The organism is Paraburkholderia sp. BGA-UO-ETr-F21, assembly GCF_059567925.1.
In genome coordinates this window covers 422,840-444,476 of sequence record NZ_JCAQOY010000005.1, presented here as the reverse complement: position 1 = coordinate 444,476, position 21,637 = coordinate 422,840, and the positions used below count along the sequence as shown (strand labels likewise).

Sequence of the window (21,637 nt, the reverse complement as noted above, 5' to 3'; positions counted from 1 at the left end):
CCGGCCCGCAAGGGGCCGTCTGCCAGATCCGCGCTACTGACATGGAGACGGGCTCGCTTACTCGTACGAGAAGATGCTGCCCAGCTTGTCCATGCGTTCGAGCGCCATGCCCGAGCCGCGCACAACGCAGGTCAGCGGGTCTTCGGCGACGAGCACCGGCAGGCCGGTTTCTTCGGCGAGCAGGCGGTCCAGATCGCGCAGCAATGCGCCACCGCCCGTGAGCATCATGCCGCGCTCGGCGATGTCGGCGCCCAGTTCCGGCGGCGTTTGTTCGAGCGCGATCTTTACCGACGACACGATCTGGTTCAGCGGATCGGTGAGGGCTTCGAGAATTTCGTTGCTGGAGATCGTGAAGCTGCGCGGAATGCCTTCCGACAGATTACGGCCCTTCACTTCCATTTCCTTGACTTCGGAACCCGGGAAGGCGGAGCCGATTTCCTTCTTGATGGCTTCGGCGGTTTGCTCGCCGATCAGCATGCCGTAGTTGCGGCGGATGTAGTTGACGATGGCTTCGTCGAACTTGTCGCCGCCTACGCGCACGGAGCCTTTGTACACGATGCCGCCGAGCGAGATCACGCCGACTTCGGTCGTGCCGCCGCCGATGTCGACGACCATCGAACCGGTGGCTTCCGACACCGGCAGGCCGGCGCCGATCGCAGCAGCCATGGGTTCTTCAATGAGGTAGACCTGCGAAGCGCCCGCACCGTGCGCGGCTTCCTTGATCGCGCGGCGTTCGACCTGGGTCGAACCACAGGGCACGCAGATGATGATGCGCGGCGACGGCGAGAACATGCGCGATTCGTGAGCAGTTTTGATGAACTGCTTGATCATCTGCTCGGTGACGGTGAAGTCGGCGATCACGCCGTCTTTCATGGGGCGGATCGCTTCGATGTTGCCCGGCACCTTGCCGAGCATCTGCTTGGCTTCCTTGCCGACTGCCTGGATGGTTTTCTTACCGTTGGGACCGCCTTCCTGGCGGATCGAGACCACCGACGGTTCATCAAGAACGATACCCTTGCCACGCATGTAGATGAGCGTGTTGGCCGTGCCGAGGTCAATGGCCAGATCGTTGGAGAAGTAGCTGCGCAAAAAACCGAACATTCAAAATCCTGTCTCGCTTGGGGCCGGGCCTCGCAACGTATGCGCAGGGCGGCAGCGGAAAAAATAACAGCTTCAACCGGGCGGAAGCGGCGCCACAGGAACTTGAAGCTGCGAGGGAGTCTACCGGAGGCCGGTGCAAAGCCAGGTCAGAAAAATCCGAACGATCTTGGGGAATAGTTCAGAAAGGCCTTGGTAAGTCGGTCCGGGTTTGGGTCGAACGCGTAATGATACCTTATAATTTTGGATGTTTTGAAGGAAACGGACGGCACTTTTTGCCGCCGCTGGCCCCTTTTTCGAGGGCTTCCTCCAGCGTCGTAACTCGCTGTCGCAGCGCTGTTTTTTGGCGTGCTGCGGCGGTCCACCACATTTTCCGGTGACTGCATGGCTCTGACCCTGACCGATGTAAAACGTATCGCGCATCTTGCGCGGCTCGAACTGGCCGACGCCGACGCTGAGCACACGCTCGTTCAGCTCAACGATTTTTTCGGCCTCGTCGAGCAGATGCAGGCGGTCGATACCACCGGCATCGCCCCGCTTGCCCACCCGATCGAGCAGATCGAAGACGTCGCGCTGCGTTTGCGCGACGACGCGGTGACCGAAACGGTCGACCGCGAAGCTTTCCAGCGCCCGGCGCCGGCCGTGCGGGAAGGCCTGTACCTCGTGCCCAAGGTGATCGAGTAACACCCGCTTTGCGAGCTTGGCGCGGCGTGCGCGCCAGGCGGCTGCCGATATGCCGGCTTGCGGCATATCGACTCGTGGCCCCGGTGCTCGCACGACCGTCGTCGCCGGCTTTCTCGGCTCGGCTTGCCGGCGGGCAGCCGAATGCCTCCACGGCAGCGTGACTGCGCTGCCGCGCTCTTCAGGATAAAACGCAATGCATGAAAAAAGTTTGACCGAACTGCGCGCCGCATTGACGGCCAAGGAATGCTCCGCAGTCGAACTGGCGCAGCTCTATCTGAAGCGGATCGACGCGGCCAACAGCCTGAACGCATTCATCCAGGTCGACCCCGATCTGACGCTCGCGCAGGCAAAAGCCGCGGACGCGCTGCTTCATACCGGCCACGCCGGCCCGCTGGTCGGCCTGCCGATCGCGCACAAGGACGTGTTCGTCACCAAGGGCTGGCGCTCCACGGCCGGCTCGAAGATGCTGTCGAACTACGAGAGCCCGTTCGATGCGACCGTGGTCGCGCGTCTGCAGAACGCCGGCATGGTGTGCGTGGGCAAGACCAATATGGACGAGTTCGCGATGGGCTCGTCCAACGAGAATTCGTACTTTGGTCCCGTGCAGAATCCGTGGGACGTCAAGGCTGTGCCGGGTGGTTCGTCGGGCGGCTCGGCCGCGGCCGTGGCCGCGCGCCTCGCGCCCGCCGCGACCGGCACGGACACCGGCGGCTCGATCCGTCAGCCGGCGTCGTTCTCCGGCATCACGGGCATCAAGCCGACGTATGGCCGCGTGTCGCGTTACGGCATGATCGCGTTCGCCTCGTCGCTGGATCAGGGCGGTCCGATGGCGCAAAGCGCCGCCGATTGCGCCACGCTGCTCAACGCCATGGCGGGTTTCGACGAGCGCGATTCGACCAGCCTCGTGCGTGACGACGAAGACTACACGCGCTACCTCGGCAAGCCGTGGAAAGAAGACGGTGCGGACAAACCGCTCGCCGGCCTGCGCATCGGCTTGCCGAAAGAGTATTTCGGCGCCGGTCTCGCCGACGACGTGCGCGCCTCGATCGACGCCGCGCTCAAGCAATACGAAGCGCTCGGCGCCACGCTGGTCGAGGTCTCGCTGCCGAAAACCGAGTTGTCGATCCCGGTGTACTACGTGATCGCGCCGGCGGAAGCTTCGTCGAACCTGTCGCGTTTCGACGGCGTGCGCTTCGGCCATCGCGCCGCGGAGTATCGCGATCTCCTCGACATGTACAAGAAGTCGCGCGCCGAAGGTTTCGGTCCGGAAGTAAAGCGCCGCATTCTGGTCGGCGCTTATGTGCTGTCGCATGGCTATTACGACGCGTACTACCTGCAAGCGCAGAAGATCCGCCGCATCATCGCGCAGGACTTCCAGGAAGCGTTCAAGCAGTGCGACGTGATCATGGGACCGGTCGCGCCTTCAGTGGCGTGGGATCTGGGCGCGAAGGGCGACGATCCGGTGCAGATGTATCTGGCCGACATCTACACGCTGTCGGTGAGCCTCGCCGGTTTGCCGGGCATGAGCGTGCCGTGCGGCTTCGGCGCGGGCGCGAATGCGCAGCGTCCGGTTGGTTTGCAGATCATCGGCAACTATTTCAATGAAGCCCGGATGCTGCAGGTGGCCGACGCGTTCCAGCGCGCGACCGAGTGGCACCGCCAGGCACCGGCAGGAGTGTGAGCACCATGACCAAGCAATGGGAAGTCGTGATCGGTCTGGAGACCCACGCGCAACTGTCGACCCAGTCGAAGATTTTTTCTGGCGCCTCGACGCAATTCGGCGCTGCGCCGAACACGCAAGCGTGCCCCGTCGATCTGGCGTTGCCGGGCACCTTGCCGGTAATGAACCGCGGCGCTGTGGAGCGCGCGATCCAGTTCGGTCTCGCGATCGGCGCGGTGGTAGCGCCGCGCAGCATCTTCGCGCGCAAGAATTATTTCTACCCCGATCTGCCGAAGGGCTATCAGATCAGCCAGTACGAAATCCCCGTCGTGCAAGGCGGCCAGGTAACGATTCAGGTGCCGGCCAACGAAAAGGCGGGTAAGGAAGCGTACGAGAAGGTCGTCAACCTCACGCGCGCCCACCTCGAAGAAGACGCGGGCAAGTCGCTGCACGAAGACTTCGCGGGCATGACCGGCATCGACTTGAATCGCGCCGGCACGCCGCTGCTCGAAATCGTCACCGAGCCGGAAATGCGTAGCGCGGCGGAAGCGGTCGCCTACGCCAAGACGCTGCATACGCTCGTCACGTGGCTCGGCATCTGCGACGGCAACATGCAGGAAGGCTCGTTCCGTTGCGATGCGAACGTGTCGGTGCGTCCGGTCGGTCAGGCCGAATTCGGCACGCGCGCCGAGATCAAGAACCTGAACTCGTTCCGCTTCCTCGAAGAAGCGATCCAGTACGAAGTGCGCCGTCAGATCGAATTGATCGAAGACGGCGGCACGGTGGTGCAGGAAACGCGTCTGTACGATCCGGACAAGCGCGAAACGCGTTCCATGCGCAGTAAGGAAGACGCGCACGATTACCGCTATTTCCCGGATCCCGATCTGATGCCGCTCGTGATCGATACGGCGTGGGTCGAGCGCGTGAAGAGCGAGATGCCGGAACTGCCGGTCGCGATTCAACAACGCTTCGTCACGCAATACGGTTTGACGCCTTACGACGCCAACGTGCTGACCTCGAGCAAGGCGATGGCGGCGTACTACGAAGCGGTGGTGAGCAAAGTCGGCCCGTCCAATGCGAAGGCTGCGGCTAACTGGCTGATGGGCGAAGTGTCGTCGCAGTTGAATCGCGAAGGCCTCGACTTTGCAGCAAGCCCGGTGTCGTCAGCGCAACTCGCGTTGCTGCTGCAACGTATCGCCGACGGCACGATCTCCAACAAGATCGCCAAGGAAATTTTCCTCGCGATCTGGGAAGAGAAAGCCACCGACGAAGCCGCTGCCGATCGCATCATCGAAGCGAAGGGCCTGAAGCAGATTTCGGATACCGGCGCGCTCGAAGCGATCATCGACGAAGTGCTCGCTGCGAATCAGAAGTCGGTCGAGGAATTCCGCGCCGGCAAGGAAAAGGCGTTCAACGCGCTGATCGGTCAGGCAATGAAAGCGACCAAGGGCAAGGCGAATCCGGCGCAGGTAAACGAACTGCTCAAGAAGAAGCTGTCCTGAGTTGAAGCTGAGTTAAAAAAGCACGGCCTAAGCGTTCGCGCTTTGGCCACCGCGGGCTGTTGCCGGAAACGAAAGTGGGGCAGCGGCCCGTTTCATTTGCGGGACCGTTTAAACGCAGATCACGGAGTGTGTGGATGGCCAGGCAACCTGAACTCGACGACTTCCGCGTGCCGTATTTCGACGACGGCAAGAAGAAAAACAAATTCTCGCTCGACGGTTTCGATCCGGCTGCAAAACCCTTTTCGGCCGGTTCAAAAGACGCCGACAAAGCCCGCCTCCTGGAGATCGGCGAGAAGCTCGACTCCCAGCAGGAACGCCTGCATGCGCAGCAGACGCGCCGCGTCCTGCTGGTGCTGCAGGGCATGGACACGAGCGGCAAGGACGGCACGATCCGCGCGGTGTTTCACGACGTCGATCCGCTGGGTTTGCGCATCGTGCCGTTCAAGGCGCCGACGCCCGTCGAACTCGCGCACGACTTTCTCTGGCGCGTGCATGCACAAGCGCCTGCGGCGGGCGAACTGACGATCTTCAACCGCAGTCATTACGAAGATCTGCTGGTGCCCACGGTGCTCGGCAACCTGGACGCGCCAACCTTCGCGCAACGCTGCCGCCACATCCGCCAGTTCGAAGCATTGCTGGCAGATAGCGGCACGACCATCATCAAGTGCATGCTGCACATTTCGAAAGAAGAGCAGCGTGTGCGTTTGCAGGCGCGTATCGACGATTCGACCAAGCATTGGAAATTCGACGTCGCCGATCTCGAAGCGCGCAAGCAGTGGGACAAATATCAGGTGGCCTATGGCGAGGCGCTCGCCGCGACATCGACCGAATACGCGCCGTGGTACGTGATTCCGGCGGACTCGAAGACGCATCGCAACGTGATGGTGGCTGAGTTGCTGTTGCGCGCATTCGAGACGCTGAAGCTCGAATTTCCGCCTGCCAAAGAATCGCTGAAGGGCATCAAGATCGCGTGAGCGTGCCCCTTTGCTTCAGAAACGAATCGACCATATAAGGAACGACATGTTGCGTGTGATTACCGCCAACCTGAACGGCATCCGTTCAGCGGCGAAGAAGGGCTTTTTCGACTGGTTCGGCGAGCAGAAAGCCGACGTGCTGTGCGTGCAGGAAATCAAATGCTCGCAAGACGACATGACGCCGGAATTCATGGCGCCACACAACTTCACCGGCTATTTCCAGCACGCCGTGAAGAAGGGTTATAGCGGCGCGGGCGTGTACACGCGTCACGAACCGGACGAAGTGGTAATCGGCTTCGGCAGCGACGAGTTCGATCCGGAAGGTCGCTATGTCGAACTGCGTTTCGGCAAGCTGTCGGTGATTTCGGTGTACGTGCCGTCGGGCTCGAGCGGCGACGAACGCCAGCAGGCCAAATACCGTTTCATGGACGAGTTCATGCCGCATCTCGCGGAACTGGCTCAGGAGCGCGAAGTGATCGTGTGCGGCGACGTGAACATCGTCCACAAGGAAATCGACATCAAGAACTGGAAGAGCAATCAGAAGAACTCGGGTTGCCTGCCGGAAGAGCGCGCATGGCTCACCAAACTGTTCGACGAAGTGGGTTACGTCGACGTGTTCCGCACGCTCGACCAGCGGCCGGAGCAGTACACGTGGTGGAGCAATCGCGGTCAGGCGTATGCGAAGAACGTCGGGTGGCGGATCGATTATCAGATCGCGACGCAAGGTATCGCGAGCAAGGCGAAACGCACTGACGTGTTTCGCGATATCAAGTTCAGCGACCATGCGCCGTTGACGGTCGATTACGACCACAAGGTGAAGAAGTAAGCAGGGCACGCGTTCTGGCAGAAGGCGAGGCCAAAGTGGCCTTCCTGCAGGGGCGCGCTTCGACGGACAAGAGCCGCGCCGCGCTCAGCCCACGCCGCTCAGTTGCGGGCCGGTGTGCGGCGCGGGCGGCCCATGCCGCCGTAGTCCGGCAGCGCATCGACCGTTTTCCCGATCGCCTTCGCGTAGAGCGGCAGCATGTCGGGCAGACGTTTGATGATGTCCTGGCGGCGCGCCGGCGTGTACGGATGCACGTAGATGAAGCCCTGATCGCGATTGCTGCGCGTGGCCTGCGCGAGCTTGTCCCAGAGCGTGACCGCCGCGCGCGGATCGAAGCCGGCGCGTGATGCGATATCGCTGCCGATCACGTCGGCTTCGGTTTCATCGGTATTCTCGTATTTCATTTCCAGGAGGCGCGAGCCGATGCCGAGCGGCGCCGCGCCGAGATCGGCGAGCCCGAACAGTTGCGGGATCGTACCCGACGAGTCGAGCTGGCTCGCCTGCAGTTGGCCGAGCCGCTCGCGCGCATGTTCTCGCAGCGCGTGCGCGATCTCGTGGCCTATCAGCATGCCGAGTTCGTTGTCGTTCAAACGCGCGCGGTCGAGCAGCCCGCCATACACGACGATCTTGCCGCCCGGCAGACAGTACATGCGGATATCGGGCGAGCGCACCACCGCCACATCCCACTTCCAGTTCTTGGCCCGCTCGTTCCATTTCAGCGAGTACGGGATCAGCTTGTCGACGATCGAGCGCACGCGCGTGACGTGCGCGTCCGCGTCGCCATACAGCCGGTTCGCGTGCTCGGCGCCGTAGGCGATCTGGTTGAACTCTTCGGCGGCTTGCGCCTCGAGCATCGGCGAAGGAATCAGGTTGCGGAACACCAGATAGCCGCCGTAGCGCAGCTGCGTGTTCGTCGGGCTGTACGGTGCGGACGCCGCGGCAGGCATTGATGTGCCGGCGGGCGCTTTGGCGGCTGCGGACGGCGCCGGCGTCCTTGCCGTGACCGGAGCCGGCGGCGATGGCGTCGACGGCGCCGCCGAGGGCGGTGTGGCAGTGGCGGGCGCACTGCCGGCGCCAACGGCGCTGCCCGCGTTGGTCGTGCCTTGCACCGCCGATGCCGCGCTTTCCGGGCTCGCGGCGGCCGCTGCGGCCTTCGCCGTTGGCGCGGCCGACGTGGCGGGTGCCGGCGCCGCTGCGGGTGCGGCCGTGCTGGTAGCAGTGGCCGGCATGGCGGTCGCGTAGGCGCTCAAGGGCGCGGCCAACGTCAGGCTCACACAGCCGAGGGACCATACCGTGTGCAGAGCCGCGCGTCTCGCGTTGCGCGCAGGACGCCGGGATGTAATCGGGCGCAGTACGGCCTTCGGGAGAAGCGCCTTCACGACCGCGTCCTCCACGGCGCGATACGCAGCAGAAGCACCATGCCGGGCAACGCCAGCGCAGTGCAAACGATGAAGTAATCGAACCAGCCGATCTGCGCGACCACATAACCGCTTGCTGCCGAAGCCAGCGTGCGCGGCACGGAAGCGAGGCTCGTGAAGAGCGCGAACTGGGTGGCCGTGTAGCGGGGATCGGTGGTGCTGGCGATATAGGCGGTGAAAGCCGCCATCGTCAGGCCAGTGGCGAACGTTTCGAAGCCGTAGACGAGCGCTAGCGCAACGGAGCGTGGTTCGAGCTGTACGGCCCAATCGATGCCCACCAGCGCCAGCAGCTTCGTCGTGCCTTGGCTCAGCCAGACGGCGATGTCGTAAATCGCCGCGAGACCGGGCGAAGCCGGCCCGAGATGCGCGAGCCATGCGAAGCCGAGCGTTGACACCATCTGCAGGATGCCGAAGATCCACAAGCCCCGGCCAATGCCGATTTTCATCAGCCAGATTCCGCCGACGATCCCGCCCGCCAGACTCGCGCCGAACGCGGTGGTCTTAGCGATCACGCCGATCTGCGTGCGCGAAAAGCCGATGTCCAGAAAGAACGACGTGGACAGCGTGGTCGCCATCGTGTCGCCGAGCTTGTACAGAAAGATGAAGCCGAGCACGAACAGCGCGCCACGCCAGCCGTCGCGCTGAATGAATTCCTTGAACGGCTGCACGATAGCGTCGCGCAGGTTCTTGGGCGGCGTGCCGTGCACCTCCGGCTCGCGCACTACCAGTGTCATCACCATGCCGGGCAGCATGAACGCGGCGGTGACGATAAAAACGGTGCTCCACGGTAAATGATCGGACAGGATCAACGCGAGCGAACCGGGCACGAGCGCCGCGATCTTGTAGGCGTTCACATGCACCGCATTGCCGAGCCCCTGCTGCGTGTCGCTCAGCAACTCGCGCCGGTAGGCGTCGATCACGATGTCCTGACTCGCGCCGAAGAACGCGACCAGCGCCGTCAATGCCGCCACCGTCCAGATGGAGTCTTTCGGCGATACGAATCCCAACGTTCCGATCGCGCCGGCCACCAGAATCTGCGTGACCAGCATCCAGCCGCGCCGTCTGCCGGGACGCCAGCCCGGAAAACGCGGGACATAGCGGTCCATTAGCGGGGCCCAGATGAATTTCCAGGTGTACGGGAACTGGATCAGCGCAAAGAGGCCGATCTCCTTCAGATTGACGCCTTCTGAGCGTAACCACGCCTGCACCAGATAGACGAGCGTGAACAGCGGCAATCCCGACGTAAAGCCGAGAAAGACGCAGATCAGCATGCGCGTATTCAGGAACGCGCGCCAGCCGGGGTGTTCTTCGTGAGCGGTAAGTGCAGGCGCCTCGTGCGGCGGGTTCGACATGTGGATAACTTGCGTTAGCTTTTCTTGACGCGATAGACCGCAAGACTACCACGCCAGTTCACGCCCCAACGCACGACCTGGCCCTCGTGGAGCACGACCCGGTCGAGAATCTCGATGCCCACTTCCGGCGCGAGCGCCTCGAAATCCTTGATGGTCAGCACGCGCACGTTCGGCGTGTTGTGCCATTGATAAGGCAGCGACTTCGACACCGGCATGCGGCCCCGCAGCACCGAGAGCCGATGCGCCCAGTAGCCGAAGTTCGGGAACGACACGATGCATTCCTTGCCGACCCGCACGGTCTCGCGCAGGATTGCGGCGGTCTGGTGAATGGTTTGCAGCGTCTGCGACAGAATCGCGAAATCGAAACTGCCGTCTTCGAACAGGCGCAGGCCGTCTTCCAGATTCTGCTGGATCACGTTGACGCCGTTTTGCGTCGACGCCAGCACGCCCGCGTCGTTGATTTCGATGCCGTAGCCCAGCACGTCCAGTTCTTCGGTCAGGAGCGAGAGCAGCGAGCCGTCGCCGCAGCCCAGATCCAGCACGGTGGCGCGTGGTTCGACCCAGCGGGCGATCGCGCGGAAGTCCGGGCGCAGCGCCAGATAATCGAGAGCTCGCTGGTTCATGCGTTCACCTCGTTCGCAATACGTTCGTAGTAGGCGCGCATCAGGTTGTGATAGCGCGCGTCGTCGAGCAGGAAGGCGTCGTGGCCGTGTGGCGCGTCGATTTCCGCGTAGGTGACCGTGCGCTTGTGATCGAGTAGCGCCTTCACCAGTTCGCGCGAGCGGGCCGGCGCGAACCGCCAGTCGGTCGTGAAGCTGGCGATCAGATATTTCGCCGTGGTGTGCGCGACTGCCTTCGTCAGATCACCGTCGAAGGCCTTGGCCGGATCGAAATAGTCGAGCGCGCGGGTGATCAGCAGGTACGTGTTCGCATCGAAGTAGTCGGCGAATTTGTCTCCCTGGTAGCGCAGGTACGACTCCACCTCGAATTCGACGTCGAAGTTGAAGTTGTATGCATCCAGCGCGCCTTCCGCGCGACGCAGCGAGCGGCCGAATTTCTCGGCCATGTCGTCGTCCGACAGATACGTGATGTGGCCAATCATGCGCGCGACGCGCAAGCCGCGCTTGGGCTTCACGTTGTGCGCGTAGTAGTTGCCGCCGTGGAAGTCCGGGTCCGACAGGATCGCGGAGCGCGCGACCTCGTTGAAGGCGATGTTCTGCGCCGACAGCTTCGGCGTGGACGCCACCACGATGCAATGCGCGACGCGCTCCGGATACATCATGCTCCACGCGAGCGCCTGCATGCCGCCGAGGCTGCCGCCCATCACCGCCGCGAAGCGCGTAATGCCAAATTGATCCGCGACGCGCGCCTGGGCGTTGACCCAGTCTTCCACCGTCACGACGGGAAACGTCGCGCCGTACGGATTGCCGGTAGACGGATCGATACTCATCGGACCGGTCGAGCCAAAGCACGATCCCAGGTTGTTCACGCCGATCACGAAAAACTTGTCGGTGTCGAGCGGCTTGCCCGGGCCGACCATGTTGTCCCACCAGCCGATGTCCTTGGGATTGTCGGCGTACACGCCCGCCACGTGGTGCGAGGCGTTGAGCGCGTGGCACACCAGCACCGCATTGCTACGCGCGGCGTTGAGCGTGCCGTAGGTCTCGACCATCAGGTCGTAACCGGCCAGCGAGCTGCCGTTCTGCAACTGCAGCGGCTCGGTGAAATGCATTTTTTGGGGAGCGACGATACCGATCGATTCCATTCATTCCGCCATTTAATAAAACAGGGCGGCTAGATGGCGTCGGCGAAGCACGGGGACTATGACTGTGTGCGCGGCTGACGACCTCTTTAGCCGCATTTATAGTGAACCGCGGGAATCATTCCCGGCAGTTCGCGCGCCCGCAATCGAGTCAGCAAATCGGCGCGTAACAGGTTGTCAAGCAGGTGTTCGGGGTGTTGCGGACAGCGGTCCTTGATGGTTCGAGGTGCCGCAGTCAGGCGCAAAGTATAGCGGAAATTTTCGCGCGGCAACGTCGCGGGCACATGCTGCGCGGACTACTGAAGAATCAGCAGCAATTGCGCGTCGGCCTGTTCGGCGGGCGGCCGCGCGAAGCCGCTACGCACATAACGGTGCCAGCGGCCGATGATATAGCTCAACAGCAGACTCGCGCGGATTGCGGGATCGTAGCCGGCGGGCAGCGGGGCGGCGGCGTGCTGCTCGCTGGCGTTGTCGCCCGAACTCGCGCCGGAGTTGGCCTCCATTTGCGCGAGGCGCAGACATTGTTTCAGCGACACCTCGACGCGTTCCAGCATCTGGTTCACGCGCTCGGTCAGCCGTTCATGTTCGCCGACCAGCGCCTCGCAGGTCAGCACGCGCGTCATGCCTGGGTTCTTCGCGGGAAAGTTGAGCAGCATCAACGCGATCGAGCGCGCCTGCAGCACGCCATTGCTTTCCTTGTCGGCAATCTGGTTGATCAGCCCGAAGACGGTTTGCTCGATGAACTCGATGAGCCCTTCGAACATTTGCGCCTTGCTGGCGAAATGCCGGTAAAGCGCGGCTTCCGATACGCCGAGCCGTGCTGCCAGCGCCGCGGTGGTGATCTTTTCGCTCTTGGGCGCTTCCAGCATGGCGGCGAGCGTCTGGAGGATGTGAACGCGGCGCTCGCCCGGTTTCAGGCGCGGCGCGCGCGGGGCGGCGAGCGTGGCGGTCGGTTCGTGTTCGGCTAAGACTTCGTCAGGCTTGTCGATCGGCTGCATGGCTGTCGTCCCGTCTGCTGTCTCTTCAATCGAACCGAGCGGGTGCTCAGTCGTAGCGATTTTAACGAACGAATGCTCCGGTCGACATAGTGCGGCCGGCCGGTGCCCGGCAGGCGCGTCGGCACGCCGTCCGCGTGCGGCTTGCGCGGCAGATGGCCGGTGATCCACACCGTGCGGATGCCGAGACGCCGGTAGTTTTTCAGATGCGAGCGCGTGTCTTCGACGAGGATCACGTCCTTGAGCGACACGTGAGCGTCGCGCATGGCTTTGCGCAGCATTGCGTGGTCGGGTTTGGCGCGCCAGTGGCGGCGATCGCGCATGTGTTCGATGGCGATCACCTGCTCGAACAGGCGCTCGATGCGCAGTTCGGCGAGCACCGCGCGCGCATAGGCTTCGGGCGCGTTGGTCAGCACGATCTTGCGGCCCGGCAGCGCGGCCACGAGGCGCGCGACGCCGCGTTCATGGCGGATCATCGAGCCGAGATCCGGGAAGGTGTGGACGACCTTCAGGAAGTCGTTCGGATCGAGCGGATGGTGGCGCGTGAGGCCGAGCAGCGCCGCGCCGTAACGCTGCGTGTAGCCGGTGCGCAGCCGGTTTGCTTCGTCGATGTCCACTTGCAAGGCGTCGATGATGTACTGCGTCATGCCCTGATTGATCGCCGGAAAGATCGCGTGCGACGCGTGGTGCAGCGTGTTGTCGAGATCGAACAGCCAGACCGGACGGCCACCTGCGATATGCGGACGACGGCGTCGGGAAGTGGGGGTGCGCATGATGGAGAACGCCGTTCAGGCGCGAACAGTCGCCTCGCGCGGCGAACGCGAACGGTTCACGGTGCGGGCGGTGGGTGAAGAGGGGAGCGTGGGCTGGTGCGCCGAGGCGGCGCGTTGGCAGCCGTAGTTGGCGCTGTACGAACTGTGCTCGCTGGAAGAGCGGTATGGGCGGTACGAGCGGTACGAGCGGTACGAGCGGTACGACGGGGGCAGGCAACTGCACGGCACACGCGGCACGCCATGCTGACGTGCCGTGGGTGCCGGGTTTGAGGCAGGAATCAATGCGAGCGGATCATCGTGCCGAACGGCTGCTCGGTGAGAATTTCCAGCAGGACCGAGTGCTCGATGCGGCCGTCGATGATGTGCACCGAACGCACGCCGCTCTTGGCCGCGTCCAGCGCCGACGAGATTTTCGGCAGCATGCCGCCGGAGATCGTACCGTCGGCGAACAGGCCGTCGATTTCGCGCGCCGATAGATCGGTCAGCAGATTGCCTTCCTTGTCCATCACGCCGGGGATGTTGGTCATCATGACAAGCTTTTCGGCGTTCAGTACGACCGCCAGCTTGCCCGCGACCAGATCCGCGTTGATGTTGTACGACAGGCCGTCTTCGCCGAAACCGATCGGCGAGATCACCGGAATGAACGCGTCGTCCTGCAACGCTTTCACGACTGCCGGGTTGATCGCCTCGACTTCGCCGACCTGACCGATGTCGACGTACTGGCCGGGATTGTCGCGATCCGGCATCAGCATCTTGCGGGCGTGGATCAGGCCGCCGTCTTTGCCCGTCAGGCCGACCGCGTGGCCGCCGAAGTGGTTGATCAGCGTGACGATGTCCTGCTGCACTTCGCCGCCGAGCACCCATTCGACGACTTCCATCGTCTCTTCGTCGGTGACGCGCATGCCCTGGATGAAGGTGCCCTGTTTGCCGATCTTCTTCAGCGCCTGATCGATTTGCGGACCGCCGCCGTGCACGATGACCGGATTGATGCCGACCAGCTTCAGCAGGATCACGTCGCGCGCGAAGCCCTGCTTCAGGCGCTCTTCGGTCATGGCGTTGCCGCCGTATTTAATGACCACGGTCTTACCGTGATACTGGCGGATGTAGGGCAGCGCCTCGGCTAGGATTTCAGCCTTCAGGGTGGGCGCGATCTGCGAAAGGTCAGGAAGCTCGGACATGGCGGCAGGCTCAGGCACGGAACAGTTGAATCAGGGCGAATTGTACAGGACTGGCGCGCTGCAACAGGGTTTTCGATACCTGCGCGGGCGGCGGGCGCCGCAGGCTTTGCGCACCGCGCAATGACAGCCCGTGCCCACCAGTCAACGACGAAGCGTAACGTGGTTCGGCGGCACCCGTAAATTAGCCGGATGGACGACTCACCGCGGCTCGCCAGTCGTGGCATCATTTCCTGATCCAGGCTGAAGCGAGACCATCCGGCCCGTCATGAAACCGTCCGTTTCCCGCTCCCAAAGCAGCGCGCGCTGCCCGCGCTGTGGCAGCGTGTTCGATTGCGGCATGCATTCGCAACCGCTCGACTGCTGGTGCCGAAAAATGCCGGCGTTGCCGGCGGACAGGCTCAATCCGACAGGACGCTGCCTGTGTCCCGAATGTCTTGCTGCGGAGATTGCGCGGGCGGCTCAAGCGTCGCCGGCCCGTGATTGATGCGTGTGGTGACAAAAAGATCGCCGCAAGCATCGCTGTTTGACGGAAACGCCAGGGCGCGCCTTACGCCACGCGGTGCCCGGCCGCCAACGCCTTCAGATCACGCGCGACGGCCTCCAGCGCCGGCTCCCATTGACCAAACCGCGGTTGCCGGTACAGCGTGGCGCTCGGATACCACGGGCTGTCACGACGGTCGAGCAGCCAGACCCAGTGCGGGTTGACGTCGAGCAATACCCAGGTGCGCTGGCCGAGCGCGCCGCTCAAATGCGCCGCCGACGTGCAAACGGTGATGACGAGATCGAGCGCGCCCACGAACGCGGCGGTGTCGTCGAAGCTCGCGAATTCGGCGGTGTAGTCGGCCATTGGCAGGCCGGCTGCGCGTGCCGCCGCGACGTCTGCGTCTGCGCCCGGCTGCAACGAATAAAACGCCACGTCCTGCATGTCGCCGAAATGAGCCGCATAGCGTTCCCAACCCACGCGGCGAAATGGATTGCGCTGATGGCCGTGGCTGCCGGTCCATGTCAGGCCGACTTTAAGCCTGGCTTCGCCCGCAAGCCTTTTTTGCCACGACGCCGTGGCGGCCGGGTCCGCGTGCAAATAGGGTACTGCAGCCGGAATCGTTTCTTCCCGTGTCTCGAATCTCAGCGGCAAGCTGAGCAACGGAATCTCGTAGTCGAATGCGGGAAGCGATTCGACGCCGCCGCCGGCTGAAAACTCGTCCGCGTGAGCGCCCAGGCTGCGCGCGAGCAGCGCGCCCATTTGCGGGAACGAGTTCCAAATGAGTCGGCCGCCTTCGCGATGGACGCGCTCAGCCAGCATCGGGATATAGCGGCAGAACTGCAAAACGTCGCCCATGCCTTGCTCGCCCCACACGAGCAAGGTTTTGCCGGCGAGTGATTCGCCGCGCCAAAGCGGTGCGGGCATGACCGGGCGGTTCCCGCCCAACTCAGCGGAGCCGTCCCAGCGCGCCTCGTGCGATGCCCAGCCGTGCGCATAATCGGCCCGAACCAGTTGCAGCATGGACAGATTGGAGCGCAGGGTGGCGTCGTCAGGTTCCAATGCGCAAGCGGTTTGGGCGGCTTGCTCCGCGTCGTCCCAGCGTTGCGCCTCACGCAGCGTCAGCGCATAGTTGTTGTGCGCCAGCGAGCTATGCGGCGCACACTGCACGGCTTGGGCGCCGGCTTCGAGCGCTCGCGGCAGATCCATATTCGCGCGGTACGCGTTCGTCAAATTGGTCCAGCCGTCGCCCTCACCAGGCTCGTCGCGGACCGCACTTTCCAGAAGCGCGATCTGTTCGTTCGCGTCGCCACCCGCGCGCGCCAGTGCGCCGGCGAGATTGCTGCGCAGGCACGGCAATCTTGGATCGATGGCGAGTGCGCGTCGGTAGGGTGCAATGGCCTCGCCATGCAGGTTTGCTATCTGCAACGCATAGCCATGACGAAAGTGCGCAAGAGCGCGGTGCGGATCGAGTTGGGCAATAATGGCAGCGAGTTCGATCGCCTCGCCGACACGGTGTTGTTTGAGCAGCGCGGTAGTGAGCGATGCGAGTGACGCGTCGTCCAGTGGATGGAGTCGCGCCGCGGCGTCGAGACAACCGGCCTCGGCTTGGGCCGTGCCAATGTGCCGGGCTGCCGCGGCTTGTCGCAAAAAAGTCAGGAAAGCTGAAGAGGCATCAGCCTCGCAGTGGGAAGTGGGTAGCATGGATAGGCTGCGCGTCCAGGGAGCCGATGGCGAGAGACCGGTTCGTGCGCGCTGTCGCAAAAAATTTCCATGTTACCGGCGCAAGGTCGCGAGGTAAGTCGGACGAGTCTGAACAGGTAAACTAAAGTCATGCATCGTATAACCAACACCGGCCGCGTCAATCTCGGGCATCTGTTCTGGTTGCGCAGTCTCGCGATCATCGGCCAGTTGATGACGATTGCGTTCGTGCAGACCTTCATCGGCGTGCATCTGCCGTTGCCCGCCATGCTGCTCGTGATCGCGCTGGAAGTGATCTTCAACGGAATCACGTGGTGGCGCGTTTCGCAGCAGCGGCCCGAATCCAACATGGAATTGTTCGGTCAGATCTGGGTCGATCTGGGCGCGTTGTCCGCGTTGCTGTTTCTCTCCGGCGGCACCACCAATCCATTCGTTTCGCTCTACCTGCCTTCGCTCGCCATCGCCGCGGCCGTGCTGCCGTGGCATCTGATGGCCTGGCTCGCGGCGTTCGCGGTAGCCTGCTACGCAGTGCTGGGTTTCGATTCCGTGCCGCTGAATCTCGACAATCCCGCGAACCTGTTCGACTACTATCGCGCTGGCATGTGGGTGAACTTCATGGTCAGCGTCGGGCTCATTGCATGGTTCGTTGCACGCATGTCGAGAGCACTGCGGCTACGTGACGCAGCGCTCGGAGAAGCGCAGCAGCGCTTGCTTCACGATGAACGGGCGGTCGCGCTCGGTGTGCAGGCCGCCACCGTCGCTCACGAAATTGGTACGCCTCTGTCTACAATTGCGATGTTGTCCGAAGAATTGCGCGACGCCGCGCGTTCCGACAAGGGGCTCGCGCCCTACGCCGCCGACCTCGAACTGCTCGAACAGCAGATGACGCTATGTACATCGGCGCTTGCCCGTCTGCGCAGCCGGGCATCGACCAGCGCCAGCCGACAACCGGTCGGCGAGTGGCTCGAATCGTTCGCTGAGCAGTGGCGCTTGCGTCATCCGCATGTGAAGTTCGAGCGGATCGGCGTGCCGCCTGCGGATGTCAGTCTTGACGATACCGTGGCCGTGAGTCAGATTCTCACGATTCTGCTCGACAACGCCGCGCGTGCAAGCCGCGATCACGTCACGCTGTCCTGCGCGCTTGCGGCGCGTGGAGATCAGATCGTCTTCGAGGTCTGTGACGCAGGCCCTGGCATTCCGGCCGCGTTGCGCGGCTCGTTGGGCGCGATGCCGGTCGAGAGTACTCAAGGCGGGCACGGCGTGGGTCTCTATCTGGCTTTTTCGGCGGCGGCGCGTCTGAAAGGATCGATCGAGCTGACTGATGTCAGCACGATCAAGCCGCGTGGTACGCGTGCGGTCCTGAAACTGCCGCTCGCCGCGCGCAAATTTTTTGGCTCGGGCCGTCAAGGCGCCGCACCATCCAACACGGAGAAACAAGTATGAGCGAAATGAATTTTCTGGTGATCGACGACGACGAGGTGTTCTCCGGCATCCTCGCGCGTGGTCTCACCCGGCGTGGCTACACGGTGAGCGAAGCGCACAACGCGGATGAGGCAATCAAGCTGGCGAATCAGCAGAAGTTCAGCCAGATCACGGTGGATCTGCATCTCGGCAATGACTCCGGCCTCACGCTCGTCGCGCCATTGCGCGATCTGCAGCCCGACGCGCGCATGCTGGTGCTGACCGGTTACGCGAGTATCGCCACGGCGGTGCAGGCGGTGAAAGACGGCGCGGATAACTACCTGGCCAAGCCTGCCAATGTGGAGACGATCTTGTCGGCACTGCAAAGTGAAGCAAGCGCGTTGCAAGCAGAAGAGGCGATCGAGCATCCCACGCCGTTGTCGGTGGCGCGTCTGGAGTGGGAGCATATTCAACGCGTGCTGGCCGAACACGGCGGCAATATCTCGGCTACCGCGCGTGCGTTGAATATGCATCGGCGAACGCTGCAACGCAAACTGGCAAAGCGGCCGGTCAAGCAGTAGAAACGGCAGACTCCGCACCGCTTTTGCCGTAAGCAAATGAAAACGGGCTGCCTTATCAAAGGCAACCCGTTTTTTTATGCGTTCACATGTGATCTGATCTGTCTCAAGCGGCGAACATCACAGCACGTAACGCGACAGATCTTCGTCTTCCGCCACTTCGTTCAGCGCGCGATCGACATAAGCCGCGTCGATCTGCACCGTGCGGCCCGAGTGGTTGCCGGCCGCGAACGAGACTTCCTCGAGCAGTTTTTCGATCACCGTGTACAGGCGGCGCGCGCCGATGTTCTCGGTTTTCTCGTTCACCGAGTACGCGATTTCGGCCAGGCGGCGAATGCCGTCGTCCGCGAATTCGAGGTGCACGTCTTCGGTGGCGAGCAGTGCCTGGTATTGCTTGACGAGGCTCGCGTCCGTGGACACCAGAATCGACTCGAAGTCGTTGACCGAAAGCGAATCCAGTTCGACGCGAATCGGGAAGCGGCCTTGCAGTTCCGGAATCAGATCGCTCGGCTTGGCGAGGTGAAATGCACCGCTGGCAATGAACAGAATGTGATCGGTCTTCACCATGCCGTACTTGGTGTTGATCGTGGTGCCTTCGACCAGCGGCAACAGATCGCGCTGCACACCTTGACGCGAGACTTCACCGCCGCCGGCTTCGTTGCGCGACGCGATCTTGTCGATTTCGTCGAGGAACACAATGCCGTTCTGCTCGACGTTCTGCACCGCTTTGGCTTTCACCTCTTCGTCGTTCAGCATCTTGGCGGCTTCTTCGTCGGTGAGCGCCTTCAGCGCTTCCTTCACCTTCATCTTGCGACGCGTTTTCTTGCCGCCGCCGATGTTCGCGAACATCGAACGGATCTGCTCGGTCATGTCTTCCATGCCCGGCGGCCCCATGATGTCCATGCCGACTTGCGGCTGTTCCACGTCGAGTTCGACTTCCTTGTCGTCGAGCAGGCCCTCGCGCAGACGCTTGCGGAATGTCTGACGCGTGGTGCTGCCTTCGTCGACGGTATCAGCGGCGCTCGAGCTTGCGCCGAAGCCGACCGGGCGCGCGCTCGGCAGCAGAATGTCGAGGATGCGGTCTTCGGCCTGATCTTCGGCCTTGGTCCGCACTTTGCGCATTTCGGTTTCGCGGGTCTGCTTGACCGAGATTTCGATCAGGTCGCGCACGATGCTGTCCACATCGCGGCCCACGTAGCCGACCTCGGTGAACTTGGTCGCTTCGATCTTGATGAACGGCGCGTCGGCCAGTTTCGCCAGACGCCGCGCGATTTCGGTCTTGCCGACGCCGGTCGGTCCGATCATCAGAATGTTCTTCGGCGTGATTTCCTGGCGCAGCGGTTCTTCAACCTGCTGACGGCGCCAGCGATTGCGCAGCGCCACGGCCACCGCTTTTTTCGCGCGGCCTTGGCCAATGATGTGTTTGTCGAGTTCCGAGACGATCTCGGCAGGGGTCATGGTGCTCATCGTGGGTCCTTACTCGATCGTCTCGATGACGCGGTTATGGTTCGTGTAGATGCACATGTCGCCGGCAATCTCCAGCGACTTTTCCACGATTTCGCGGGGCGACATCTCGGTGTTGTCGGCGAGCGCTTTCGCCGCGGCTTGCGCATAGGCGCCGCCCGAACCGATTGCGCAGATGCCACCTTCCGGATCGAGCACGTCGCCGTTGCCGGTAATGACGAGCGTAGTGGTGGCGTCCGCGGCGATCAGCATGGCTTCGAGACGGCGCAGCATGCGGTCGGTGCGCCAGTCTTTGGCGAGTTCGACGGCGGCGCGCGTGAGATTGCCCTGATGTTTTTCCAGCTTGGCTTCGAAACGGTCGAGCAGCGAGAAAGCGTCGGCCGTGCCGCCGGCGAAGCCGACCAGCACCTTGCCGTTATAGATGCGCCGGACTTTCTTCGCACCGCCTTTCATGACGATATTGCCCAGCGTCACCTGGCCGTCGCCGCCGAGCGCGACCTTGTCGCCGCGCCGCACGGAGACGATCGTCGTGCCGTGAAATTGCTCCATATGCGTTCCTCTTTGCAAAACGGGTAGGACGCGGCAGCGCGATGCGCCACCGCATGAATCCTGAAAGCGGACGACGCGCGACGCTAAAACCGAACCGGCGGGCGCGCGCTCGTGCAGCGCATGTCCGGTTTATTTTAGGGCGTGCGCGGTCATATCAAGAGCCGGCAAATGGCATAGGACAAAAAACACGCGATTCGGTGCGGGGCGAGGGGTGCGGTGCAGGTCGGGGCCGTGCAGTCTATGAGAATCAGGCGGCGTCGCCCGGTTGCCAGGCGGTTACGCGAAACCATCGCGGCGGCAACGCCCAAAAAAGCGTCACGCAAAAGAAAAAAGGCGCACGGACCACCGTGCGCCTCTCGACGAAGCAGCGTTTTCGGGCGCGGAGCCGAAGCCGCGCCGCAAGCGTTCAGTCGCCGAACAGCTTCTGGCGCAGTTCGCGGCGTTCCTGCGCTTCGAGCGACAGGGTGGCCGTGGGCCGGGCGAGCAGACGCGGAATGCCGATCGGCTCACCGGTTTCTTCGCACCAGCCGTAGTCGCCCGAGTCGATACGCGCGATCGACTGCTGAACCTTCTTCAGCAGCTTGCGCTCGCGGTCGCGCGTGCGCAGTTCGAGCGCATGCTCTTCCTCGATCGTTGCGCGGTCGGCCGGATCCGGCACGATTACGGTCTCGCGCAGGTTCTCGGTCGTCTGGCCGGCATTGCGGAGAATATCCGCCTGCAGCTGTTCGAGCTTGTTCTTGAAGAAGGCGAGCTGATCCTCATTCATGTAATCCTTGTCGCTCATCTTCAGGATTTCGGCTTCGGTCAAGAGTCGTTTCGTCGTCATCTGGCTAACTTCTTCAATGTGAGGCAAAACTCTTACGTCGTGCCCGCACTTTCGTATTGCCCGCAAAGGCACCTCGAGGACGCGGAGCGCCAAGGCGGGCACGGACGGTGGACTGTCGTGACGCCGAAGCGCCTGGCGCCCACACGCCGGGCGTCGCAACGCCAATGCGGGGCCGAACTCCTCTGGAAACCGATTCTCAAATGCTCCTGAGGCATTGCTTGCCGGCAGCGCGTCTTTTCAGACTGTGCCGGCCGGCATTGTCGGCGTATTGTCCGGATTAGATTTTCCGGCGCCGTTTCAGGCCCGGCGCGGATACGCGCTGACCGGGCAATTCGTTCTCATTCTCCAGTGGGCACGTATTGTAACTGAATCACAATCTAGCACCGCAACTGGTGAAAATCCCCCTGCGGTACGCCGA

The 21,637-nt window shown here is 62.8% G+C and carries 20 protein-coding genes; 8 read left to right on the top strand and 12 right to left on the bottom strand.

What is annotated here, in order from left to right:
• Positions 1-57: 57 nt before the first annotated feature.
• On the bottom strand, positions 58-1,101 hold the full coding sequence (locus AC57B1_RS03495; RefSeq protein WP_004189550.1) for a rod shape-determining protein: 1,044 nt from the start codon (positions 1,099-1,101) through the stop codon (positions 58-60).
• A 381-nt stretch (positions 1,102-1,482) separates the two neighbouring features.
• Between AC57B1_RS03495 and gatC the strand changes: the two genes are divergently transcribed.
• The 5 genes from gatC to AC57B1_RS03470 all read left to right on the top strand — a co-directional run bounded on the left by gatC (position 1,483) and on the right by AC57B1_RS03470 (position 6,744).
• On the top strand, positions 1,483-1,782 hold the full coding sequence (gene gatC, locus AC57B1_RS03490) for an Asp-tRNA(Asn)/Glu-tRNA(Gln) amidotransferase subunit GatC (RefSeq protein ID WP_496416573.1): 300 nt from the start codon (positions 1,483-1,485) through the stop codon (positions 1,780-1,782).
• A gap of 193 nt (positions 1,783-1,975) precedes the next feature.
• On the top strand, positions 1,976-3,463 hold the full coding sequence (gatA, locus tag AC57B1_RS03485; RefSeq protein WP_091797260.1) for an Asp-tRNA(Asn)/Glu-tRNA(Gln) amidotransferase subunit GatA: 1,488 nt from the start codon (positions 1,976-1,978) through the stop codon (positions 3,461-3,463).
• Between the two features lie 5 nt (positions 3,464-3,468).
• Positions 3,469-4,944 (top strand): Asp-tRNA(Asn)/Glu-tRNA(Gln) amidotransferase subunit GatB, encoded by a 1,476-nt coding sequence (gene gatB / locus AC57B1_RS03480; protein WP_496416572.1) that lies wholly within the window; start codon positions 3,469-3,471, stop codon positions 4,942-4,944.
• Between the two features lie 134 nt (positions 4,945-5,078).
• A complete protein-coding gene (locus AC57B1_RS03475; protein WP_496416571.1) occupies positions 5,079-5,918 on the top strand; it encodes a PPK2 family polyphosphate kinase in 840 nt (279 codons plus the stop codon).
• A 46-nt stretch (positions 5,919-5,964) separates the two neighbouring features.
• Positions 5,965-6,744 (top strand): exodeoxyribonuclease III, encoded by a 780-nt coding sequence (locus AC57B1_RS03470; RefSeq protein ID WP_496416570.1) that lies wholly within the window; start codon positions 5,965-5,967, stop codon positions 6,742-6,744.
• Between the two features lie 98 nt (positions 6,745-6,842).
• Here AC57B1_RS03470 and AC57B1_RS03465 read toward each other — a convergent pair whose 3' ends face one another.
• From AC57B1_RS03465 to argB, 7 genes are all read right to left on the bottom strand, one after another.
• The gene (locus tag AC57B1_RS03465; RefSeq protein WP_496416569.1) at positions 6,843-8,120 is read right to left on the bottom strand and encodes a M48 family metallopeptidase; all 1,278 of its coding nucleotides are present in this window, start codon (positions 8,118-8,120) and stop codon (positions 6,843-6,845) included.
• Positions 8,117-9,511 (bottom strand): AmpG family muropeptide MFS transporter, encoded by a 1,395-nt coding sequence (locus tag AC57B1_RS03460; protein ID WP_091797246.1) that lies wholly within the window; start codon positions 9,509-9,511, stop codon positions 8,117-8,119. The genes AC57B1_RS03465 and AC57B1_RS03460 overlap by 4 nt, the downstream gene beginning before the upstream one ends.
• A gap of 14 nt (positions 9,512-9,525) precedes the next feature.
• On the bottom strand, positions 9,526-10,134 hold the full coding sequence (gene metW, locus AC57B1_RS03455; RefSeq protein ID WP_007179691.1) for a methionine biosynthesis protein MetW: 609 nt from the start codon (positions 10,132-10,134) through the stop codon (positions 9,526-9,528).
• Entirely contained in the window at positions 10,131-11,276 is a 1,146-nt protein-coding gene (metX, locus tag AC57B1_RS03450) for a homoserine O-succinyltransferase MetX (RefSeq protein ID WP_496416568.1), read from the bottom strand. Before metX ends, metW begins: the two co-directional genes overlap by 4 nt.
• Before the next feature lie 293 nt (positions 11,277-11,569).
• Positions 11,570-12,271: a nucleoid occlusion factor SlmA gene (slmA, locus tag AC57B1_RS03445; protein WP_496416567.1), complete on the bottom strand. Its 702-nt coding sequence runs from the start codon at positions 12,269-12,271 to the stop codon at positions 11,570-11,572.
• Positions 12,238-13,041: a pyrimidine 5'-nucleotidase gene (locus AC57B1_RS03440; protein ID WP_408298389.1), complete on the bottom strand. Its 804-nt coding sequence runs from the start codon at positions 13,039-13,041 to the stop codon at positions 12,238-12,240. Before AC57B1_RS03440 ends, slmA begins: the two co-directional genes overlap by 34 nt.
• Positions 13,042-13,319: 278 nt before the next feature.
• Positions 13,320-14,219 (bottom strand): acetylglutamate kinase, encoded by a 900-nt coding sequence (gene argB, locus AC57B1_RS03435; RefSeq protein WP_007179687.1) that lies wholly within the window; start codon positions 14,217-14,219, stop codon positions 13,320-13,322.
• A 265-nt stretch (positions 14,220-14,484) separates the two neighbouring features.
• On the opposite strand from argB, the gene AC57B1_RS03430 reads away from it, so the two are divergent.
• The gene (locus tag AC57B1_RS03430) at positions 14,485-14,703 is read left to right on the top strand and encodes a cysteine-rich CWC family protein (protein ID WP_496416566.1); all 219 of its coding nucleotides are present in this window, start codon (positions 14,485-14,487) and stop codon (positions 14,701-14,703) included.
• A gap of 63 nt (positions 14,704-14,766) precedes the next feature.
• Here the strand turns inward: AC57B1_RS03430 and AC57B1_RS03425 are convergent, their stop codons facing one another.
• A complete protein-coding gene (locus tag AC57B1_RS03425) occupies positions 14,767-16,404 on the bottom strand; it encodes a hypothetical protein (protein ID WP_496416565.1) in 1,638 nt (545 codons plus the stop codon).
• A gap of 129 nt (positions 16,405-16,533) precedes the next feature.
• Between AC57B1_RS03425 and AC57B1_RS03420 the strand changes: the two genes are divergently transcribed.
• Positions 16,534-17,844, top strand: coding sequence for an ATP-binding protein (locus tag AC57B1_RS03420; protein WP_091797227.1), 1,311 nt, complete (start codon positions 16,534-16,536; stop codon positions 17,842-17,844).
• Positions 17,841-18,383 (top strand): response regulator transcription factor, encoded by a 543-nt coding sequence (locus AC57B1_RS03415; protein WP_007179684.1) that lies wholly within the window; start codon positions 17,841-17,843, stop codon positions 18,381-18,383. Before AC57B1_RS03420 ends, AC57B1_RS03415 begins: the two co-directional genes overlap by 4 nt.
• Positions 18,384-18,500: 117 nt before the next feature.
• Here AC57B1_RS03415 and hslU read toward each other — a convergent pair whose 3' ends face one another.
• The 3 genes from hslU to dksA form a co-directional block, all read right to left on the bottom strand.
• Positions 18,501-19,847 (bottom strand): ATP-dependent protease ATPase subunit HslU, encoded by a 1,347-nt coding sequence (gene hslU / locus AC57B1_RS03410; protein WP_091797224.1) that lies wholly within the window; start codon positions 19,845-19,847, stop codon positions 18,501-18,503.
• Positions 19,848-19,856: 9 nt separating this feature from the next.
• Positions 19,857-20,393 (bottom strand): ATP-dependent protease subunit HslV, encoded by a 537-nt coding sequence (gene hslV, locus AC57B1_RS03405; protein WP_091797221.1) that lies wholly within the window; start codon positions 20,391-20,393, stop codon positions 19,857-19,859.
• A gap of 406 nt (positions 20,394-20,799) precedes the next feature.
• Complete coding sequence (dksA, locus tag AC57B1_RS03400) at positions 20,800-21,219, bottom strand: RNA polymerase-binding protein DksA (RefSeq protein ID WP_012431412.1); 420 nt, start codon at positions 21,217-21,219, stop codon at positions 20,800-20,802.
• Positions 21,220-21,637: the final 418 nt, after the last annotated feature.

Coding starts and splice junctions, on each gene's coding strand:
- AC57B1_RS03495 (WP_004189550.1), bottom strand. CDS start 1,101: ATGTTCGGTTTTTTGCGCAGCTACTTCTCCAACGATCTGGCCATTGAC.
- gatC (WP_496416573.1), top strand. CDS start 1,483: ATGGCTCTGACCCTGACCGATGTAAAACGTATCGCGCATCTTGCGCGG.
- gatA (WP_091797260.1), top strand. CDS start 1,976: ATGCATGAAAAAAGTTTGACCGAACTGCGCGCCGCATTGACGGCCAAG.
- gatB (WP_496416572.1), top strand. CDS start 3,469: ATGACCAAGCAATGGGAAGTCGTGATCGGTCTGGAGACCCACGCGCAA.
- AC57B1_RS03475 (WP_496416571.1), top strand. CDS start 5,079: ATGGCCAGGCAACCTGAACTCGACGACTTCCGCGTGCCGTATTTCGAC.
- AC57B1_RS03470 (WP_496416570.1), top strand. CDS start 5,965: ATGTTGCGTGTGATTACCGCCAACCTGAACGGCATCCGTTCAGCGGCG.
- AC57B1_RS03460 (WP_091797246.1), bottom strand. CDS start 9,511: ATGTCGAACCCGCCGCACGAGGCGCCTGCACTTACCGCTCACGAAGAA.
- metW (WP_007179691.1), bottom strand. CDS start 10,134: ATGAACCAGCGAGCTCTCGATTATCTGGCGCTGCGCCCGGACTTCCGC.
- metX (WP_496416568.1), bottom strand. CDS start 11,276: ATGGAATCGATCGGTATCGTCGCTCCCCAAAAAATGCATTTCACCGAG.
- slmA (WP_496416567.1), bottom strand. CDS start 12,271: ATGCAGCCGATCGACAAGCCTGACGAAGTCTTAGCCGAACACGAACCG.
- AC57B1_RS03440 (WP_408298389.1), bottom strand. CDS start 13,041: ATGCGCACCCCCACTTCCCGACGCCGTCGTCCGCATATCGCAGGTGGC.
- argB (WP_007179687.1), bottom strand. CDS start 14,219: ATGTCCGAGCTTCCTGACCTTTCGCAGATCGCGCCCACCCTGAAGGCT.
- AC57B1_RS03430 (WP_496416566.1), top strand. CDS start 14,485: ATGAAACCGTCCGTTTCCCGCTCCCAAAGCAGCGCGCGCTGCCCGCGC.
- AC57B1_RS03425 (WP_496416565.1), bottom strand. CDS start 16,404: ATGCTACCCACTTCCCACTGCGAGGCTGATGCCTCTTCAGCTTTCCTG.
- AC57B1_RS03420 (WP_091797227.1), top strand. CDS start 16,534: ATGCATCGTATAACCAACACCGGCCGCGTCAATCTCGGGCATCTGTTC.
- AC57B1_RS03415 (WP_007179684.1), top strand. CDS start 17,841: ATGAGCGAAATGAATTTTCTGGTGATCGACGACGACGAGGTGTTCTCC.
- hslU (WP_091797224.1), bottom strand. CDS start 19,847: ATGAGCACCATGACCCCTGCCGAGATCGTCTCGGAACTCGACAAACAC.
- hslV (WP_091797221.1), bottom strand. CDS start 20,393: ATGGAGCAATTTCACGGCACGACGATCGTCTCCGTGCGGCGCGGCGAC.
- dksA (WP_012431412.1), bottom strand. CDS start 21,219: ATGACGACGAAACGACTCTTGACCGAAGCCGAAATCCTGAAGATGAGC.